This window comes from Kriegella aquimaris (genome assembly GCF_900103215.1).
Lineage (GTDB): Bacteria > Bacteroidota > Bacteroidia > Flavobacteriales > Flavobacteriaceae > Kriegella > Kriegella aquimaris.
In genome coordinates this window covers 228,004-248,890 of the sequence record NZ_FNGV01000004.1, presented here as the reverse complement: position 1 = coordinate 248,890, position 20,887 = coordinate 228,004, and the positions used below count along the sequence as shown (strand labels likewise).

Here is a 20,887-nt window from a genome sequence, read left to right as displayed (position 1 = left end):
AATATTTTCTATTAAACTGACCTTCTGTAAGTCTTATATTAGGTCTTAAAAATACTGCTTTATATTAAGATGCGTGTCCTGTGCTGTAGGGTAACCAGTATACATTCTTATGCCATACTATCTTTGATTTATTACGGGCTTAACTATTTTGCTGGGTTTGAATCCTATTCTAAAGGCTTGGGCTGTAATATCGGTTTCTGCCGGAAGCTCAAACGGTTCTTGATAGATGGACCAAACTTTGGGTTCTTTTCCGTTTTCGGGGATAATTTTATAACCAATTGAAGCCCCTTCAGTAGTAGAGCTCATGGTGATTTTGTCATTCGACGAGTCGATTACAGGTTCTGAGGTTACAGGTTGGCTCTCTTCCCCATTCCATAATCGGGTAATCAACTCCCTTTCCTGAAGGTCGGGTCGATCCCCTATCGCTGCCAGCCAACGGTCCATTTCGGTCCGTAATTCTTCTAGTTTTTCACGATAGTCTGGATCTTTGGCCAAATTTTTCACTTCGTACGGATCGGACTTACAATCGTATAATTCTTCAGGATCTTTATGATCTCTAAACCAGAGTGATTGTATGCTGTCTAAACTTCCTTTATCTCGCAAATGCAATAGTTGCTGCATGGTCGGTATCTTTTCGCGATATGCAACGGGTAAATAATACCCTTGATCGGGTCGATAGTTTCGAATGTACTTGAATTGATCATCGCGTACGGCACGGATTGCATCTGTAAATCCATCAAATCGATCTGCAGCGCCGTGAATATATTTTCGTTTCTTTTCAGACTTATATTTTCCTAAAAAAGCTTGCCCTTGCTGGTGTGTCGGAGGATTTACCCCAATCAAGGAAAGTAGGGTTGGGGCAAAATCGACAAAACTGAGTAATTCATCATCTTTCGTTCCTGCATATTGCTTATTGGGAAACCTTATGATCATAGGCGTATTCAGACCAGAATCATAAATCAAACGCTTTTCTCTAGGTAATGGTCCTCCATGATCTCCGTAGAAAAAGATAATGGTATTCTCCAACAGACCATCTTCTTCCAACTGCTTTAGTACGGCCCCTACCTGCTTGTCCATTTCAGCAATATTGTTGTATGTCTTCCACATATCTCGATGTACTTCGGGCGTATCCGGCAAATAAGGAGGAATGGAAAATTCGGTGTCTTTGGGCAAGTGTACTGTTGTTTCTTGCTCGGTCATTCGACCTGTTTCCCATGTATAAGTCGTGTCTCCTGCATGGTAATGCCTGGTTTCTATTTTTCTAAAACCATAAGGCTCAAACAAACCCGACTCGTGAGTTTCTGTAAAATTAAAGATGGAAAAAAATGGTTGATTCTTGTCGCGATTTCGCCAATGCGCATACGGACTACTTTCGTCCCAAGCTGTTTTAGGGGCTTCAAATTGATAATCTTCCTTATAATTATTCGAACAGTAATAACCGTTCATACGAAGCAGTTCACTGACCATTCTTGCTTCAGGTGGAGGGACCGCGCCGTAAGAAGGTAAGCCAGTGACTTCGGTATAGGAAGTGGTTCGCATGTGATTGGCACCTATACTCGATGGATACATTCCCGTGGTAATTGCAGCCCTACTAGGGGCACAAACGCCCGAAGTAGAAAACAGATTCGGATATACCACACCCTCTTTAGCCAATCGACTCAGATTGGGCGTAACAATAGTGGAATCGCCAAAAGAAGGAATGTACGGCCCCATGTCTTCAGTGACCAACCATAGAATATTTGGGCGATCGGGTAATTCAAGCGCCGATGTGAGTGTCTCAGCTTTATCAGCTTCTCTCGTTTTTGTTTGGCAACTTGTCAATACCAAAGAAACCAAAAAGAGTGTTGTTGTAAAGGGTTTAAAAAAAATCTTGACTAAATTCATACGAAGCAATTTTTAATCTATTTCTACATTTGACAATTCAACACTTGAAAAATAGTGATTTAATTTACTGAAATTGACAATAGCGAGTAATAGTTATTATAATACACCTTTGGACTTTGAGCTATACCTGTTACTCGCAAAGAATCGTTATAATCAATTGTATTATTATTCTGATCAGGCTTTAAATTCCATTTATCGTTTAATGCAGCATTTAGCTTTTGGTGAATTTTTTTTGTAGCTAGTAGGATTGAGGGATATTGACAAGATTGTTCATATGATAGGGATCTTTCTCATTGTCGAAGAGATTGTTAGCTCCCTATCGTATGCCTGTATAGGTGTATTGTTTGGTACGTATTGTACACGGTATTCAGGGTATTTGTCACTCTTGTAAAAGGGTATATTCATTACCGAAAGCCCTGTTTGTACCAGGGTTTAGAGATATCATCAAATCCGAGAGATTTTCACTTTATATACTGACAGGAAGTTAATTACGGTCAAACCTAGAAGGGGGGGAAGGATATCGGGGGTGTTTATCGGGGCATGTATGACCGCATCTTTTTTTATCAATAAATGGATAGTTAATCAAAAATGGAATTTTATTAGATTATTCATGTTGCTTTTATTTTATGCAACCACACCACTTTCATTCAAAATTTTTATCGCCTCAACTGAGATGTTAGGGTTGTTTATCGATTGTTCGGCAAAGAAAATTGGAAATACACCGTTGTACCCAATAACAGTTGGCATGTGTCGTTTGACTTTCAGGCAAGTTCTTGCCTGCTTGGAAGTTTCCGGGGCATCAGTGGCATAGTGGTCTTCGATATTTTTATAGCATTGGGCCAGGGGTTTTTATGAGACACATTTTTACCTGCTGGCCAAGTTAAGTCATTTGTTCTAAGGTGTTGAAACGCTCGTTCAGTGTGTACTCTAAGCAAGCTTTAATATTAGTGTATTTCCTGTAGGGTCTTTAACCCAATAACCATTATCTTCTTCATGTACAGACACGTTATGCAAAGCTTGATTTAATTTTTTCTTGGAATTATAATTAATCTGAAAATGTTTCATTCCAGCGCTTTCAATTGGTACCAAAGGTCTATTCATACCATGCCATGAATTTATGGCTAAACGGTGTGTGTAATTTCCTCCAGCACCTAAATCTGCAAACATGTATTGTGGTAGATAGTTAGACTCAATATACCCAATTTGTTTGTAGAAGACATTTGAGTTTTTAACATTATCGACATATAGATGTAAATGACCAAGGTATGAATCGTTGGAAATCGGGTTATTTACATCTTTGTCTTTTAATGCTTTCATAATATTATTTAAATCTAATCGCTCAGAAGCCGAACGAATAATTCCATCTGTGCCTTCCATTTTAAGACCTCCTTCAGTAATCACTCTTTTGAATCTTTCTGGAGTTTCCAAAGTGAACTCAACGTTGATTCCATCAGGGTCATCTAAATAAAGTGACTTTGACGCAGTATGGTCTGTGGGGGAAAAAGTATAATTATGTACAATCAATCTGTTTAGCATACGAGCAAACTCCGGTTCGTTCGGTGCATGAATGGCAAAATGGTAAAGCCCACTATAACCTTTTTGAAAATGGGTTTTGGCTGTTTCATGAACGACTACTAGCGTTTGTGTTTCTGTTCCGAATTCAGCCGTTTTACCTGAAGATTTTTTCAATTTCATACCTACTATGTCAGTCCAGAAGAGGGCTGATTTTTCTAGGTTTGTATTGTTCAGGTGAATTGCTCCAAATGTGGCAAATTCACTTGAACTGCCATTAATTTGATTTGTATTTGACATAGCATACACGATTGAAGAAAATTCTTCTGTTGGGACTAACATTGATGCACCAAAAATATTTTTTTATACTGCTATATAATGACTACTCGCGCATAGGAGCTTTTTTACTTCTTCCCCAGGCAATAAATAACGCAATAGCCATAATCACTGTATTTATTCCTATAGCGGAAAACTCACCTCTTGACGCATGAAAAACAGCTGCTAAAACCATGACCGCAGCTAAGCCTAATGCGGCCCAAACAGTTAAAAATGGTTTTAAACGGAATATGTAAGGTAGCAATAAACCTAAGCCACCTAACAATTCACTGATTCCTATAAATCGTACTAAACCAGATGAAACTTCTGTTACCCACGGTAGTGATTCTGCTAGTGCTTCTATGGGTTGTGAAGCTTTCATGATGCCTGCCATGATAAACATAACAGCTAATAATCCTTGTGCAATCCATAATGCGATATTAATTGCTTTGATGTTTTTTTTATTTGTCATTTCTTGTTGTTTTTGTATGATGGTGCAAAGCTCATCTTTTTAATAAACTTGTGCATTGATGTACATCAAGAAAGGAAATTGGATTATTCTCTTTGAGAAAGTTCATGTCGAACACGACTCAACGCTTCAGGCGTAACACCTAAATAGGAGGCAATCATTTTTAGCGGAACTCTTTGAGTGATGTTTGGATAAGTTTTGATAAAATGCTCATATCTCTCTTTCGCACTTGAACTCATTAACATCAAAATTCTAGTTTGCATTGTATTTAATCGTCTTAACAGAGCATTAATGTCTGGACTTTCTTTTAATAGTTCCTCCTTTGAATACACTTTTAGAATAGAGTCTTCAATGGCGTCTATAAATAGTTCACCGGGCGTATTGGGTTCACAATTGTCGGCAACGAACCAGTTTTCAGGTCCGAACATATAAATATGTTCTTTTCCTTTGTCATCAATAGTGTAGCTGCGTAACAAACCATCTTCAACAATAAACACATTACTGTTAATATCTCCTTTGCGTTGTAAAACAGCTCCTTTTGATACGGTTATTTTTTTCAATAGTCGTTCTCTTATGATTGGTTCAAAATGTTTTATACACTGTAATGTGCACTTACTTTTACTACTTTCTATCTTTAACTGGAATAACGAATTTTAATCCAGACCAGATTTCATTCACGGCGCACACTTTTATATCGACAAGTCCATTTCTTAATCCTATTTCACGCACTATATTTCCATTGAGGTCTGTTTCCACTTTGGCCGCTTTTTTAGGCCAAGATATCCATATCATTCCATTTTGTTCAATTTCCTGTTTTAGTTGGTTAATATCTTGGTTTAGTTGAGAGGTAGTTCTAACAAAATAATGAATGAAATCCTTTTTGTTTTTTCTGTCAACTATATTATGGGTGTCCTGGGGAAAATCCGTAAAGAGTTGAAAATAATAGTCAGGTGGGTTAACAATCTTTATTTTGAAACCATTTTTAATGCCAAGCTTTTTTGCTAGGGTAGTCCCCGAATAACCTGTTGTCTTCATAATGTTGATATATTCAGTTTGGGCTTGTGTAACGTTTTATGTTATGATGTCGCGCGGGAGTACGAAGCGATTTCCTGTTGGCATGCACCGACTTTTTACGAGCTACTAAAATTCGAAAGTTGCTGAACGCCTCGCACTATGCTATGTAATGTGCTGTCGTGCAATTAAATTGGAAATGTTCAAAATTGAAATCATTCCTACAAAATAATTGTTTTCATCTTTTAAGTTTTACCTATTGAAGATAGTTCACATTGCATATCACACAGCACTTAAATAAAATCCGCCGGTCGAACGTCTGTCAATATATAAAAGTATCTAATTCAAATACGCTTTGCAAATCGCTCATAAGTGTGCGGGTTTTAAGCAATTGTGATATTTGTTTCTCCCACCTTAAAACGGCTTTTCAAAGACAGTTGACCGGTACACCAATTCTCTCTATGAATACTGGAGATTATGATCGCTACATCAATTCGATAGTATAGTGAACAGTTCGATCATCTCTTTTTTTCCTCTAAGTTCATTTTTTCCAAGAGATTTAATTTGTATATCAGCCCCTGAAGTCATCTTGCATATGAGTTGACCAGAAATAAGTACATCGACATTATAGGTATTGCATAACCCTTGAATACGGGCTGTAGTATTATGTACGTCACCCGTAAAAATAATATCCTTTTTTATCACTCCAATTTCACCCGTAGTAACTTTACCAGTATGAAACCCCGCTTTAAAAACTGGAACAATACCATATCTTGAAGAATACTTTTCAGTTTGATTTAGTAACGCTTGCTTTAAGGCAAAAAAGCATTTAAAACAATTATAGTTCTCAATCCCATTTATTAATTTCCAGGATACGATTATCTCATCTTCAACATATTGATAAATTATTCCTTCATAATCAATTATGGAATTGGAAAAGTCAGCGTAATAGTCTTTAAGCATTTCAAAATACTTGACATGCCCTAGATTCTCAGCAATTGTAGTGGAAGACTTCATATCTAAAAACATAAAAACTCTTTCCTCCTCAATGGGAATGTGATATCTACCCGTAAAAAAGCTGTAAAGAACTGATAATCCGAGCACAAATGATTAAATTACCTTGACACCTCAGTTGACGCATATTGTGTGTTGCGGGTATATTGCTATAGTTCTAATTTATTCCTCCTTCTATAAAATCTCTAAATTTTTGTGGATTTCCATTGTCATCACCGACAAGCAGATAATAAAACATGCCACAATCGGAAATGTCGGCAACCTTTCCACTATGTGCTTTAAGTCGTGAATACATCCATTTAATAGTTCTATCTGGGTGGTCTCTCATCCAATACCATACAGAAAAATCTTTTCCTGAATTCCATAAGTTGTTGGGGTTTTCTTTATCATTCTGGTCTTTAATTTTTTTGTATTTAATGCGGTTGTCGCAAAGTTTGCGAATATCATCCCAGGTGCGGTGATAGTCTCTACGTATTTCATTTTCATTGAATTTACTATGAGACAAGAGATAGACATGATTGAGTGCCTCAATATTTCCTTCGGCTATCACTTTTTCCACCACCTGGTAAATAAATTCAGAAAGCCCGGCGTGTATGTAGTACAAAGGATCATCGGCAGTTGATTTTCCCATTTCCGCTGCCAGTTGGGCTTTAGACTCTTTGAGTTGAGTTGTGACATCAAAAAAAATGCTTTCATCAAATCCCCACAATTCAATAGCGCCATCTGCACTTATTTTTAACTGATTTTCCTCATCCGGCCCTGGGGGAGCATCAATAAAATTATTGTAAGAACAATGTACTAGTATATCCTGTAACCCTAATTTGGCTATGATGGCACAAGAGGCTACCAGTGCTCCCCAATCGTCAGGGTCACCAGTTGGCCATTTATAGGCGGCATCAGGCTCGCTATTTCCATCAAAGCTAACAGCCAATCTGTTATTTGTATAGTTTAATTCTTGGGGGAATAACTCAAAAGAGCTAAAGAAACACATTATTAGTATCGCTATCGTTTTCATCTTAATTATGAGTACATCTTTGCTAAACAATTGGCTTCGTTTTTACAATAACCGGTATTGTTTTTATATAGGGGTAGCCACCGTTATTTCTTTAATTTCATAGTAATCCATCCAAGACCTTATTCTGCCCACAAACATTTTTAGATAGTTTTCAGACAAGAATATATTAGACCAATCAAATCTTTGTGCCTGTACTCCAAGATAAAAAACAAAGACACACGCTCCTGCTTTTGGTATCAATTTAAGTTCTTTGTCAGATAATTTTCTTATTTTTTGGTAACCCTTTAGAAAACTTTGAACTTTAGATTCATACTGTTTTTTGTCCGATTCTATAAAAAATAATTGTTTGCAGAAATATCCAACATCTAAAATCTGCCACCCATTGCCAAAAAAATCAAAGTCGAAAATTGTAATTCCGTTTTCATTCATAACAGCCATATTATCATACCAAATATCCATATGTACAACTCCACTATGAATATTGTCAAAATCTGAATTCTGAAAAGATTCCCCAAACGCTTTGATGAATTCCATTTCTGATAATTTCTCGGAAAAGAATTGTTTCAAATGTTCATAAGGTAATTCTATAAGCGTTTGTTTGCTATAAGAAACTCGGTCAATAGTTTTATTTAAAGTAAGGTTGTGAATTTTCGCCATTAAAGAACCAATCGATGAACAAGTTTCCTCGTTCATAAATCTAATTTTGCCACCTTTGGCAAATGAAAAAAGCACTAGGTGTCGAATTCCTTCCGGAGCATTTATTTCTTGAATAAATTCTTCATTTCTATCTTGAATAGGAAAAGAGACACTTAAATTATTTTCATTTAGAAGATTTAAAAGTTTTATCTCTTCTGCGATTTCAGATTTTGTCCTCCAATTGTGGCTGTAGACTCTTAACACATATTTCGTTTCCTTGTCCGAAAGAAAATATGTGTGGTTCATCCCGGTCCTAAACAAACTACAGGTATAATTCTTATGTAGTCCGTATTTTTCTATTGCAAATTTACCTAATTCTTTTGCTGAAATAATAGAGGCTGTAACTGGAAATACTGTCATTTTTTATGTTCTTTAATGCAGATAGTTTATACCAAATTTTGACTTAACCTTGTTGTTACTTTTTTATCTCTACGTTGTTTGCACATATATACATTTATTACTACAGCAAAATCGGAGGGATCAAAGTGAATACATCATCGGCATCAACTGACAATATTAAGGGATACAATGTTGAGAAACTTCATTTTTTAGTACACTTCATGTAATAGCCGGATTTTGTGGGAGGGAAGAGGAAAGGTCAAACAGCGATTCTTGCTGAAGATAAAAAACTCGATCTATTCAGGAGCTATTTCACTATGTTTCGATATGGAAAAATTACCGTGACTATCTTTACTGGTAACTTCGATTTCATAGTAGGATGTTGGAACAAAGGGTATGGCATCCAAGGAATCCACGGAGAGGTATCTAAACTCAATGATTAAATTTTCATTCTCTTTGATCAATACATCATAGGTCAACGTATCGCCATCTTCGTCCCTCCCTATCCAAGATACTTCCATTTCGGATGTCATCTCGTCGAAGGCTACGGTTACGGCCGCGGCATAGGGTACATAGTTGCCGATGGGTTCGCCGGGCGTAGTAAATGACAAGGTATTGCCTACTGTTTCGCCATCACTATTTTTAGCATTTACGGCCCATGTGTAAGATTTTCCCCTGTCCAATTCTACTGTAGATCCTAATGAAGTAAGCGTTTCACTGTATATTTCATTTTGGGATTCGAATACCCTTAGCTCATAGTTCACGGCATATTCCGCAGCGGTCCATTGAAAAAGAACCAAAACTTTTAAAGGTTCCCCGGAAACTGCTTCGACATCGGCACAAGGCTCTCCATTTAGAGGTAGGGTTCCTTGGGCCATAGCGGGAGTATTGATTGGTTCTTTTTCGACAACTGTATCTGCATCTTTGGACTTTTCACAAGAACTTAATACTGCGACAAGCATCCATAAAAAAAAGACATTCCTTTTAAAAATCTCAATCATTTCTTTATAATCTTAAATGTTGTAGTGTTTCCCCCAGAGATTATTTTTATGGGGTACATTCCTGATCCATAACCTTCTAGGTTTACACCCTCATTCGTGTCTGGATCAATATCCTTTTTGATAATCATCCTTCCGGCAATATCGTAGACCTTTATGCTGGCTTCAGACTGAATCCCGTGGATAAAAACCTTTCCCATTGTTATAACGGGATAAACAAATATCTCTCCGGCAACGTTGAACGTATCCTCTACCTTTCCCTGGCAATCGCTTTTGCCCGATATAGTTATGTTGTTGTAATCTCTTAAACCGGTAAGTTGAATTTCATGGGGCGCAGTCGAATCGAACGTAAATAATTCAGCTTTTCCATTTATATCGACTCTATACTGGTGGCTGCCCGAAACAAGATAGGTGGCCGTTTTGTTTTTCGTATCGATGGATTGCATTTTGCCCGTAACGGAATTTACATCGCTGATCGTTACCCCAAAAACTTGTTCGTACGAGGCACTTGGAATTTCAACCCTTATTGTATAAAGTCCGGAAGGCAGGCTTTCGATCTTTAACGGTTGATCCAGGGATACATCGGTATACATGGCATCAAGTGTCGCGCCGTTAATGCTGATAGTAAAGGAACGATCGGTTAATATCGATGAAATTTCCATACTTCCATTGGATTCATTTACACAGGTAGGGGTCTGGCCATAAATTCTAATGGCATCCGCAGGTATCATCTCGCAGCCGTTGGTATCCACTATAGCACCGGCTGTTGTATTCAAGCAGTTATCCAAGTGGTCTAAAACGCCATCGGCATCATTATCTTCATTGCAAAAAGGTGCTTGACCACCATCGTTAATTATCCAGCCATAAGTGTCAATGATGTTTTGACGGGCTTCTTCTGCCTCACAGTATTGACTATTGCCAGCATCTAAAATGACATCATTTTGAATTGATTGCAAATCATTCCAACCTATTAGTGTTTTGTCGTAATTCTCATCAGTGAGTCCGGAATTTTCAAACATTGACTCCATATTAGCTACCTTTCCCACATCCCATCCACTCAGGTCATGATTGAATGAAGTGGCATCGTTGAACATGCTAAATGTAACGTCCACATTGTGAACATCCCAGTCTCCCACGTCTTGATTGAAGGCAAATGCCCTGACGAACATAGCACCCATATTCGTTACCGATGAAACATCCCAACCGCCAATATTTTGATTAAAAACCACGTTATCAACGAACATTCCATACATAGTCGTCACCTTACTGGTGTTCCATCTACCAATATTTTGATTAAAAGATGTATTCCAAAACAAGCCACTCATAATTGTAACGTTCCCGACATTCCAATTTCCAATGTCTTGATCAAATGATTTGGCGTGGATAAACATGCTTTGCATATCCCGAACATTGCCCACGTCCCAGGCACCTATGTCTTGATTAAAATTTTCGGCAGCTTGAAAGACACGTCCCATATCGGTCACATTTGAAACGTTCCAACTACCAATGGGGCGATTGAATAAACTGGCCCTACTAAACATTTGGGCCATATCCTCGATATTGGAAGTGTCCCAATTATTGATAGACTCATTATAAACTAAAGATGATGCCCCCATAAACATGGAACGCAACGATATTAAACCGCTCAAATCAGGAATATCAATGGCTGTAATGTCCAAGTTTTCACAACCGGCAAAAGCCAAATTCATTGAAGCCCATTGAATTTCTCCCCACTGTTCTATACGTATAATTTTATCACTATCGTTATCATTGGGGTTGTCTGAAGAATCATTGAAGTATATTCTAGGAAAATCTCCTGATATGCTTACTTGATAAGTTCCCGGGACCTCGTAGTCATGCGTTATATCTCCAACTACTCCAGAATCGGAAGTGCCATCACCCCAATCTACCGTGTAATTATAGGTTTCACCTGGAAAGGTAGGGATGGTGATTTGATTGTTTTCAGAAATGCCCGGGTTGTCAGTTTTCCAGGTAGTTACGAACTCTGTTTGGGCGTTGGCTAGAATAGCCAATAGTATACAAAGTAGGGTTAAAACGGTTTTGTGCATAAGAATTGGGATAATTCTGCAAACTTAATCGTAGAAACCATCTTACTTCAATAAATTCGATAACCTGTGCTACATTTCCTTCAAAAAAGTTAGGAAAGTTGATTTCTTTAGCATAACTCTCAATTTCAGTTAATAAAAGGTCTATCTACCCGTTTTATGGTTAAATAAGCGCTGGTCCATAATATTTCAGTGGCTACTAGTTGTTTATCGGCATCTATAAATTGTGCGCAGGGAAAAGAAAGGTCAAGTGGCGCTTTGCCGCTTGTTCTTTCGTGCGGCTCCTAGGTTGTCGGAAAAACTGGAACGTAACAACTTTCCGGTCGTACTGGCGAAGTGTGTTCGCATGGTGAGGATTGGAGTGAATGGGTTTTCCGACTTCCGATGGGCTTGGCGGGATGTGTACAGAAAATTGTCAAGAGTTTTTTTTACCAATAAGTATTGGAAGGAAAAAGAGGTATAAAAATAATTGGTATGTTTTAAAACAGTCTCAGAGTTCAGTCGATTATTAACATTCAAAGTTTGTTCTCTATATCTTGGCTACCGATTATAGCCATAATCTCAACTTTCCCATCAATTACCCTATAGTAGATACTATCTACACCGGAAACGCACCGACGATAATTTTCCTTGATATAGTCCACGGAAGGAAAAAGAAAAGGTTGCTTTGTAATTAACTCGAACTGATGAAAAAAGGCCCTGTAGTATTTATCCGCCTGGACAATACCAAATTTTCTAGCTCCATATACCCAAATTCGGTATAGATCATCCTCGGCATCAGGCGAAAGTCTATAATTCGCCATTGGCACTGGCTCTTTTCTTTATGTCCGCCAGAATATTGTCAGCGGATTTCTCAACATATCCTTTAGTCTGAAGATTTTCCTCGGCCCGGACCAACTTGGCCCTGATCCAATCAACCTCTCTTTGCTGCTCCCTGGCCTGACGGATAAGATCGTTAACCAGCTCACTTTTGCTAGCGTATTCTTCACTTTGTACCTGAGCTTTGAGCCATTCATCGTTGGGTCTTGTCAATGAAATACTTTGTCTTGCCATAATTCAAAAGCTTAATAGATGTAAATATACACCATAAACGAACCTGATGCAATATATTTCTTAAAAAATGGTCCATTTATTACGGTAATTATTTGAATCCATGTAATTGACTCTCAAATATATTTGCCTAAATCTATAATTCCACAACTTTTTGACTTGATCCTATACAAAACTGGCACATTGGTACAAGGATGTAGAAAACACAGGATTTAGAGGGTTCAACTCCATCGCAAACACAATATCGATTAACTATAGATCTATCCTGAACTATTTTATAAACAGGAGCACAAATGCATCGGCAGAATCATTCAATGCAAAAATAAAAGCATTTAGAGCTCAGTTCAGAGGAGTTAAAAATGTAGAATTCTTCCTTTATAGACGAACTACAATATTTGCATAAACACAACAATTGTTCTTGATCCGTAACTTGTGCCGGAAATGAGAAAACAAGAGGGTAACGATACTTTCTCAAAAAGCAGAATGAATAAGATGGAAAATTTATTGAAATGTTGTACAGAGACATAAAATACAAAACCCTTCAATCTCTTGAAGGGTCTTTGTTTATTACCGTGGGCCCTACTGGATTCGAACCAGTGACCCCCTGCTTGTAAGGCAGGTGCTCTGAACCAACTGAGCTAAGAGCCCCAAAAAGGTGTGCAAATATAATATAGATTTTTAGATGCCCAAAAGAAAAATCAGAAAAATAAAATATATTTTAAGAACCTTGGAATATGAATTAAAGATGAGTTGATGATTTTTAAAAAAGAATCAAATACTTCCGTAGTTATCAAGTATCATTTGATCTGTTTCCTCTTTTGATTTAAAAACTTCAAAATCACGGCCTTGGGTGCGTTGTGCACCGAGTGCATTCGCGTATTTTGTCGCTTTGATATAATCGGTTTTGTCTGCCAAAAGGCCATATCCCAATCCTCCAGCAAAAGAATCTCCACAACCCGTGGTGTCTATCACATGTTCTACTCGAATCGATTTGACCATTTCATGATGTACCTTTTCTCCTTTTTTGAAGAATACGGCACCACCATTGGCATCTAAGGTCACGATTACTGATTTTACTCCTATTTTTAACGCATGCTCGGCAAAGGCAGGTAGATGTTCTATGCTTTCATCATTGCTATGGACCAATTTTTCAGGTAAGTATTCCTTATCGAACCAACAACATTTAGATTCCTCAAGATTCATTTTAAGCACATCAATATGTGGCAACCACTGGTCGCGATCTATCCAGAATTTAATTAATCGGTCACCGGTCATGGTTACCGTGTTGGTGGGTCCGTGGCCATCGAAAATGACGATACCCCTACTGTTCTCCTTAATATATTTTAGTGTTTCTAAAGGCACCTCATAATCTGTAATAGGTACGCACACAAAAACATCACAATGCAAAAGATCCTTTATGTCTTCTGGTATGATGGGGTTCATAAAACCTGTCTGCTTCTCAAGTCTGTTGTTCTGATCGATGAATTTAAGACTAATGACGTCTCCTTGATCGTGGTCACTAGTGATATAATCTACATTTATATTATCATATTCCGACAATAGCTGTTTTACGGGAGTTTCGTCTTTTTTACGAACATGCGAAACCAAAAATACGGTTCCGTCAGAACCTAACAGCTTCGCCAAACCAATTGCGGTATGGGTAGCACACCCATACTTTTCGATAACTTCGCCATGATGGGTCGTGATATGGTCTCGGGGTATAGGGCCTAATACCGCTACATTGTATTTTGACATGCGCAATTATCTTTTTATTAAATAAATGAGACTCGCCTAATTCGTGTCGGACATTAAAAACAGGTGGCAAGTATATAAATATAGGTAAAAATGTTTACTTGCGGCTTGCCTGAAGACAATGTCAATATAAAAGGTTCATTCTGTTAAGACCGACGAATTTAGGTGATTGAATAATAGGGGAATTGTAGTGCGTCTACACGACAAATCTGTTCCAGTAACACTGCCACAATACGTACATAAGCGACCCGAAATTTAAGGGTCGCGCTTGTGTTGTCTTGTTGCTAATATTTAGACCGGAAAATAGTTTAGTCTCTATGATGACTTTTATTATTTATCAGAAAGCTGGGCAGTTGTAATTCCTACAATTTATATCATTAAGTTTTTCCACCGATTACTTGTAATTCGGCTTTTTCTTCCTGTAGCTTTTTTGCATCCTCAGGGGAAACTCCCGTTCGCCAAAGGTATACCCGTTTTAAACCTTCCATTTTTTCAAGATCTGCCAGACATGAATCGGTAACCTTTGTACCGTACAAATTCAATGTTTCGATATGACTTAGGTTTGAGAGCATGCCGACACCTTTGTCCGTGATATCTGTTTTTTCCAATTGAAGCCGGGTTAAATTTTCGAAATTACCGACTATCGATAGCCATTCATCTTCGACATTGCTGCTTGCAAGTGAAAGCCAAGTGATATGCTCTTTGACTTTATCCAGCTCCATAAGTTGTTCTTTGGTCAGGTCGGTGTTTGAATATTTAACATCTAAAAGCGGATTCTTTCCCCCCAATGTTCTTACCGAAAACCCAACGCTGCGCAAGTTTTCTATTTGTGTACTATCTAACGGAGCCAACTGAACCGTTTCGTACCAAGGTTTGGGTTCGGTATCTAAACCATAGAGCCGCAAAATTGTAGGTTTGATGGTGTTCGGTATTTCTAGATCGCTCAACTTCTTATCAAAAGGAGCGCCTTGGGCAATCCACCATTCCATAACCTTTATTTCATCATAGGTCATGGGTTCGCCCTTAGGAGGCATGTATTTTGTATTTTTTTGGGGTAAGGTGACGCGCCTGAACAACTCACTTTCGGTAGGTTGGCTTGCTTCAACTACCGGTCCGTTTTCTCCACCTTCTTGTAGAAGTTCTGGGGTCGCCAGATTAAGTCCGCCACGTTGTACCTCATCACTATGACAACTAATACATTTTGTTTCTAAAATCGGATGGATCATATCGGCATAGACCGTCACTGAATCAGGGGAGCTCAGTTGTGGAAGTTTTTCTTCCCTTTGAACGACTCCTAACATATTTTGAATAGGTGCCGGTGCATATTCGACCAAATAATTTTCGCCATGCGTCAAATTTCCACCCTTATGACCCTCGATCGTTAACATTAACAATAAAACGATGTTGATTCCATTGTGTACAACATTCGAGAAATTATCAGATTTGTACTTGATCCGCCATCCTATAAAAGCAACGACAACCAGAGCGATGCCGAGCCATCGGTGCACAAATAAACTATCATCTTGATACGAGCCACTTTCGCCGAGGAACCAACCGCATAGCGCTGCTGCAAAAGCGCTGACAGCGCCTAAAAGCCATGCAAAAGCAATTAGGCGACTTTTTCTTTTTTTCTTTGTTATGGCCTGATACCACTCTAAGAGTATGGCCAAAAGCAAGAAACCAATGGGTAAATGAACGAATAGGGGATGGAAACGGCCCAAAAAAGTAGAAAATTCCAATGCGATCATAGTAAAGGTTTTGTGGTGGAAATTAGATGGTTGATGTGTAAAATGTGGGAGACAATAGTCTTCCCGTTATTTGTTGTGCTGCAATTTGGTGAAAAAGATATTTGATTTTGGCTAACCTATCCCTTTTCTCCCGAAAGCCACCAGTAGTACTGATGGCCCTTAAATAAAAGTCAAATTTGAAAATTCCAATTTCATTCCTATGGTTTACCATTTTTTTTTATGCTAGAATTTCATTGACAACCTCACCATGAACATCGGTAAGCCGATATCGCCTTCCTTGAAATTTAAAGGTCAGCCGTTCATGGTCAACACCGAGTAAATGCATCAATGTCGCTTGAAAGTCGTGTACATGAACTGGTCTTTGTACAACATTGTAACCAAAATCATCGGTAGCACCAAGGGTAAACCCTTTTTTGATTCCGGCGCCGGCCATAAAAATAGTAAAACATTTCGGATGATGATCTCTTCCAAAGTTATCAGGAGTCAATTTACCCTGTGAATAATTGGTGCGCCCAAATTCTCCACCCCAAATGACTAAGGTGTCCTCGAGCATTCCCCGTTGTTTTAGGTCGGTTATCAAAGCTGCCGTGGCTTGGTCGGTATCTTTACATTGTACCTTTATAGCATTCGGTAGATTGCCATGTTGATCCCAACCCTGATGATATAATTGAATAAATTTAACATCACGTTCGGCCAATCTTCTGGCCAAAATACAATTGGCAGCGAAAGTACCGGGCTTTTTGCTGTCTTCCCCGTACATATCATAAATATAATCGGGTTCGTCTTTGGTGTCCATAATTTCAGGAACCGAGGTTTGCATGCGAAAGGCCATTTCATATTGGGCCATACGTGCCAAAATTTCGGGGTCACCGACATCTTGATGGTTTATTTGTTCTAATTTCTGGAGATGGTCTAATTGTTCACGACGGCTTTTTCCATCAATTCCTGGTGGATTGTTTAAATACAACACGGGATCTTTTCCCGCTCTAAATTGAACACCTTGGTGTTGTGAGGGAAGAAACCCATTGCCCCACAATCTAGAATATAGTGGCTGCCCATATTTATCCTTGGTAACCAAAACTACAAATTCAGGAAGATTTTTGTTATCGGTTCCTAATCCATAGCTTACCCACGAGCCTATTGAAGGCCTGCCGGGAAGTTGTGATCCCGTCTGCAGAAAAGTAATGGCCGGGTCATGGTTTATGGCCTCGGTGTACATTGACTTAACAAAACAAAGCTCGTCAACTATTTTCGAAGTGTGTGGCATAAGGTCTGACATCCATGCGCCACTATCACCATGTTGTTTGAAGTCAAAAATAGTACCTGCGATGGGTAAGGTGGCCTGACCCGAAGACATACCGGTTAGCCGTTGCTCACCCTGTACGCTTTTGGGCAAATCTTGCCCCTGCATTTTATTCAATAAAGGTTTATAGTCGAAAAGATCTAATTGTGAGGGAGCCCCACTCTGAAAAAGATAGATAACGCGCTTTACTTTCGGCGGAAAATGAGGTTGGCCCAAAATGCCACCGCCATTCGCTGAAGTCTTTAGCAAGGGCGTTTCTTTACCAAATAGGCTCATTGGGTCGATCATCGAGGCCATTGATAAGGCACCCATGCCCAACGAGGTCTTAGTCAGAAAATCGCGGCGTGAATAATTTTTATTTTCGTTATGGGTACACATGGTATTAAGGTTCAAGTTTAAAAATCAGTTTCAGTTACGGCAACTGTTAAGCTTTCAATGTAAGGATCAATTATGAATTTCTCCTTTTTGAACTAGGCTCTAGGTCTTCTTTACTATCGTTTCATATAGGTTTCGTCATGATTTAGTATTGTATTGGCGACCATGGTCAAGGCAGCTGTTTTTTGGTTCTGAAGTGACTGGTTTATTTTCTTTTTCCCGACTGTCAATAATTCTTTTATTTGTTTTGGGTTGGCCTCAAAACGTTCGGATTGCAATTGGTACAATTCTTTTAATATCGATGCTTCTTCCTTTTTCGGAAAACGGCTGACCGCCAATCGGAAGCCATAGGCGATTTGATCTTCCAGGGTATCACCACCTTCTTGTTGCATACGTTCTGCCAGTATTTTTGAAGCTTCAACAAATTGGGTGTCGTTCATGAGTACCAATGCCTGTAACGGAGTATTGGTATTTTCCCGTTTTACGGTACATACTTCCCGCGAGGGGGCATCGAAGGCCGTCATCGCCGGGTGGGGCGAGGTACGCCGTATAAAAGTATATAATCCTCTTCTATATAAACTATCGCCCTCTGATTCTTTATAATTTAATAAAATGTGAGAAAAGCTGTTCTTTTCGATCCACAGTCCTTCAGGTTGATATGGTTTTACGCTTTTTCCGCCAACATGATTTACGAGTAGCCCGCTAGCGGCAAGGGCATTGTCACGAATCATTTCAGCAGGTAATCGGTAACTGTTGCTTCGTGCCAAATAAATGTTGGTTGGGTCATTTTCGCGCATTTTGTCAGTCGCTTGCGATGATTGGCGATAGGTATGGGACATGACCATTGTTTTGAGCAAATGTTTTACGTTCCATTTATTTTCAACAAATGATGTAGCCAACCAGTCTAACAATTGTGGGTGGGTCGGCAATGCTCCCTGCACACCAAAATCTTGAGGAGTACTGACTAGTCCTTTTCCGAAAAGCATTTGCCAGTAGCGGTTTACGGTAACCCTTGCCGTTAACGGATTATCTTCGGAAAATAACCATTTCGCAAGCCCCAATCGGTTTTTGGGGTATTCTTCTGGGAAAGGAGGAAGCACTTCGGGCGTATTGGCTTCTACCTTGTAGATAGGTTGTTCATAATCCCCTCGATTATAAGCATAGGCCTGTCTTTTTTCGGGCATTTCTTCCATAACCATTACTTCCATAACTGGCGTCATGAGTTCCAGCCATTCCTTTCTAAGGTCTTCTAGGTCTTTCTTGATTTCCCTCACTGGTGGTGATTGCTCGATCCAATATTCGGCAAGAAGTTCCTTTTTTGAAGTCGTAGGTGGCTCATTTTCGGTTTGCGAGATGTTCTCAATTTCCAAGGGAGTCAATACTCTGGAATATATTCGAATATCATCAAGTGCACCTTTAAATATGCCGTCTTCCCCAGTAAAAGCCCGATAACTTTTGGCAACCTTTACAGGTCTGGTCTCTATTTTATGAACTGCGGATTGTAGTGTTTTTATCGATTTATATAAATTATCGTAGGGTACTGCGGTCTCAATCTCTTTTCCATCGATATAAAGTTGTAATCCTTTTGCCTTGCCTGATCCATCATACGAAAAGGCTACATGACGCCAAGCGTTGGTTTTAATCGAATCTTTAGAACGTACTTGAATATAATTGTGCGGTAGGGAGTGGATCAAACGGGCATTTAAATAATTCAGGCTATCGAGATAAAAATCCCAACCGCTCCAAAAATTGTTTTTCAGTCCTGATGTACCTAGCAATTGTTGGGTTCTGCCTTTTTCGCGTTTCTTGGTATTCATCCAAAGGGCAGCGGAAAAGGAATCTGTATATTCGAAATTAGGAATGTTTTTGAGGGAGACATCATCGTATTCCCCCGTAAAAACAAAAGCATTTCCCTTTTTGCCCTTGACGATTTCTGGAGCCTTGCCTGAAGTTGCATTCGGATTGCCGTCTGCCAGATAAGAATCTCCTTTTTTGTTTATCTCGTCTAAAGGATAATACCCTAAAAGTCCTTTTTCCTTGAAATTTCCGGGCAATTGATTGATATAACTATCTAAATCGAGTAGTTCCTTTTTGGTCAGTTGCAGTTGCTCTTCTTTTTTATGAATAGCGTCTTGTACCGTATTTAATTTTCCCTCTGTTTGCTTATCGGGAAGTGCAAGCAATGGTCCGTAATTTCCATCATCACCGGTCATTCCCAATTCTTTTACATTGTTGAAAAATGCGGTCATTTGAAAGTAATCTTTCTGTGAAATAGGGTCGAATTTATGGTCATGACAACGGGCACAGGCTACGGTTAGCCCCATTAGGGCGGTGCCTACGGTTTCGGCCCGGTCCCAAACATAGTTCAGTCGAAATTCTTCTTCTATGGCACCCCCTTCGGCAGTCATTGGGTGGTTTCTATTAAAAGCGGTTGCCAATTTTTGTTCTTTGGTAGGGTCTGGGAAAAGGTCTCCAGCCAGTTGCCAAGTTACAAATTGGTCATACGGCATATTGTCTTTGAAGGCATTGATGACCCAATCGCGCCATGGCCACATCAATCGCCAACCGTCGGCATGTAATCCGTGAGAGTCGGCATATCGCGAGAGGTCCATCCAATCAAGGGCCAATCGTTCGGCATTGGCATCGGTTGCCAGCAGTTCGTCAACTACTTTTTCGTAAGCATCGGGGCGTTCATCTTTTAAAAATGCATCAATTTGCTCGATTGTAGGGGGTAAACCTGTAAGGTCGATAGTGACCCTGCGCAACAACCGTTCTTTATTGGCCTCGGCAGAGGGTTCAAAACCTTGTTGTTTCAGTGTACGTTGCACAAAAAGATCGATTTCATTGTTGCTTTTCCATGAGTCATCCGCTTTTTGTGGAACCTCAGGATTTTCGGGTGTGGTGAATGCCCAGTGGTCTTTCCATTGTGCACCTTGTTCGATCCATTTGATGATGGTCGCCTTTTCTTTCGCGGTAAGGGAAAGATTAGATTCAGGTGGCGGCATCATTACTTCGGGGTCATCACTGAGAACTCTGATAATACTTTCGCTTTTTCCGGGACGCCCCGAGACAAAGGCATGGTTTCCATTGCTCAATTTTGCGAATGCTTCATGTTCAAGGTCTAATCTAAGCTCCGCTTTTCTAGTGTTTTCGTCGGGGCCGTGACAGGCATAGCAGCGATCGGATAGAATCGGCTTTACGTGAAAATTAAAATCTATGGTTTCAGGGAGTTTATGGTAGGCCACTTCGATTTCTTCCGGTAGGTCAAAAGAACAGGAGAGCGTTAACCAACTCAAGCATAGTATGGCAATTTTTTTTAATTTCATTTGATACATTAAAT

At 39.2% G+C, this 20,887-nt stretch carries 17 protein-coding genes and 1 tRNA gene; 1 reads left to right on the top strand and 17 read right to left on the bottom strand.

Annotated features, from left to right (window positions below; translation table 11 throughout):
* Positions 1-117: 117 nt before the first annotated feature.
* The 12 genes from BLS33_RS11195 to BLS33_RS11135 all read right to left on the bottom strand — a co-directional run bounded on the left by BLS33_RS11195 (position 118) and on the right by BLS33_RS11135 (position 12,372).
* On the bottom strand, positions 118-1,884 hold the full coding sequence (locus BLS33_RS11195) for a sulfatase family protein (RefSeq protein WP_089888655.1): 1,767 nt from the start codon (positions 1,882-1,884) through the stop codon (positions 118-120).
* 927 nt (positions 1,885-2,811) lie between these two features.
* Positions 2,812-3,696, bottom strand: coding sequence for a VOC family protein (locus BLS33_RS11185; RefSeq protein ID WP_176801374.1), 885 nt, complete (start codon positions 3,694-3,696; stop codon positions 2,812-2,814).
* Positions 3,697-3,778: 82 nt separating this feature from the next.
* Positions 3,779-4,183: a DoxX family protein gene (locus BLS33_RS11180; protein WP_089888648.1), complete on the bottom strand. Its 405-nt coding sequence runs from the start codon at positions 4,181-4,183 to the stop codon at positions 3,779-3,781.
* Positions 4,184-4,266: 83 nt separating this feature from the next.
* A complete protein-coding gene (locus tag BLS33_RS11175; RefSeq protein WP_089888646.1) occupies positions 4,267-4,740 on the bottom strand; it encodes a Crp/Fnr family transcriptional regulator in 474 nt (157 codons plus the stop codon).
* A gap of 61 nt (positions 4,741-4,801) precedes the next feature.
* Positions 4,802-5,215 carry a DUF3052 family protein gene (locus BLS33_RS11170; protein WP_089888643.1) on the bottom strand — a complete coding sequence of 138 codons (414 nt, stop codon included), beginning with the start codon at positions 5,213-5,215 and terminating at the stop codon, positions 4,802-4,804.
* 465 nt (positions 5,216-5,680) lie between these two features.
* Positions 5,681-6,220 carry an adenylate/guanylate cyclase domain-containing protein gene (locus BLS33_RS11165; protein WP_089888641.1) on the bottom strand — a complete coding sequence of 180 codons (540 nt, stop codon included), beginning with the start codon at positions 6,218-6,220 and terminating at the stop codon, positions 5,681-5,683.
* A gap of 142 nt (positions 6,221-6,362) precedes the next feature.
* The gene (locus BLS33_RS11160) at positions 6,363-7,220 is read right to left on the bottom strand and encodes a hypothetical protein (protein ID WP_176801373.1); all 858 of its coding nucleotides are present in this window, start codon (positions 7,218-7,220) and stop codon (positions 6,363-6,365) included.
* A gap of 63 nt (positions 7,221-7,283) precedes the next feature.
* Positions 7,284-8,276 (bottom strand): phosphotransferase, encoded by a 993-nt coding sequence (locus tag BLS33_RS11155; RefSeq protein ID WP_089888639.1) that lies wholly within the window; start codon positions 8,274-8,276, stop codon positions 7,284-7,286.
* A 275-nt stretch (positions 8,277-8,551) separates the two neighbouring features.
* Positions 8,552-9,256: a hypothetical protein gene (locus tag BLS33_RS11150; protein ID WP_089888637.1), complete on the bottom strand. Its 705-nt coding sequence runs from the start codon at positions 9,254-9,256 to the stop codon at positions 8,552-8,554.
* Entirely contained in the window at positions 9,253-11,322 is a 2,070-nt protein-coding gene (locus BLS33_RS11145; protein WP_089888635.1) for a BspA family leucine-rich repeat surface protein, read from the bottom strand. Before BLS33_RS11145 ends, BLS33_RS11150 begins: the two co-directional genes overlap by 4 nt.
* 512 nt (positions 11,323-11,834) lie before the next feature.
* Positions 11,835-12,122, bottom strand: a complete 288-nt coding sequence (locus tag BLS33_RS11140; RefSeq protein ID WP_089888633.1) for a type II toxin-antitoxin system RelE/ParE family toxin — start codon at positions 12,120-12,122, stop codon at positions 11,835-11,837.
* A complete protein-coding gene (locus BLS33_RS11135; protein WP_089888630.1) occupies positions 12,109-12,372 on the bottom strand; it encodes a ribbon-helix-helix domain-containing protein in 264 nt (87 codons plus the stop codon). The genes BLS33_RS11140 and BLS33_RS11135 overlap by 14 nt, the downstream gene beginning before the upstream one ends.
* Positions 12,373-12,544: 172 nt before the next feature.
* Here BLS33_RS11135 and BLS33_RS11130 point away from each other — a divergent pair, with 172 nt between their 5' ends.
* Entirely contained in the window at positions 12,545-12,772 is a 228-nt protein-coding gene (locus BLS33_RS11130; protein WP_089888913.1) for a transposase, read from the top strand.
* A gap of 170 nt (positions 12,773-12,942) precedes the next feature.
* Here the strand turns inward: BLS33_RS11130 and BLS33_RS11125 are convergent.
* From BLS33_RS11125 to BLS33_RS11100, 5 genes are all read right to left on the bottom strand, one after another.
* Positions 12,943-13,017, bottom strand: a tRNA-Val gene (locus BLS33_RS11125).
* A gap of 123 nt (positions 13,018-13,140) precedes the next feature.
* Positions 13,141-14,124 (bottom strand): carbohydrate kinase family protein, encoded by a 984-nt coding sequence (locus tag BLS33_RS11120; RefSeq protein ID WP_089888628.1) that lies wholly within the window; start codon positions 14,122-14,124, stop codon positions 13,141-13,143.
* Positions 14,125-14,498: 374 nt separating this feature from the next.
* A complete protein-coding gene (locus BLS33_RS11115) occupies positions 14,499-15,869 on the bottom strand; it encodes a c-type cytochrome domain-containing protein (protein ID WP_089888625.1) in 1,371 nt (456 codons plus the stop codon).
* Positions 15,870-16,086: 217 nt separating this feature from the next.
* The gene (locus BLS33_RS11105; protein WP_245731402.1) at positions 16,087-17,550 is read right to left on the bottom strand and encodes a DUF1501 domain-containing protein; all 1,464 of its coding nucleotides are present in this window, start codon (positions 17,548-17,550) and stop codon (positions 16,087-16,089) included.
* Positions 17,551-17,663: 113 nt separating this feature from the next.
* Positions 17,664-20,873, bottom strand: coding sequence for a DUF1553 domain-containing protein (locus BLS33_RS11100; RefSeq protein WP_089888907.1), 3,210 nt, complete (start codon positions 20,871-20,873; stop codon positions 17,664-17,666).
* Between the last annotated feature and the right edge of the window lie 14 nt (positions 20,874-20,887).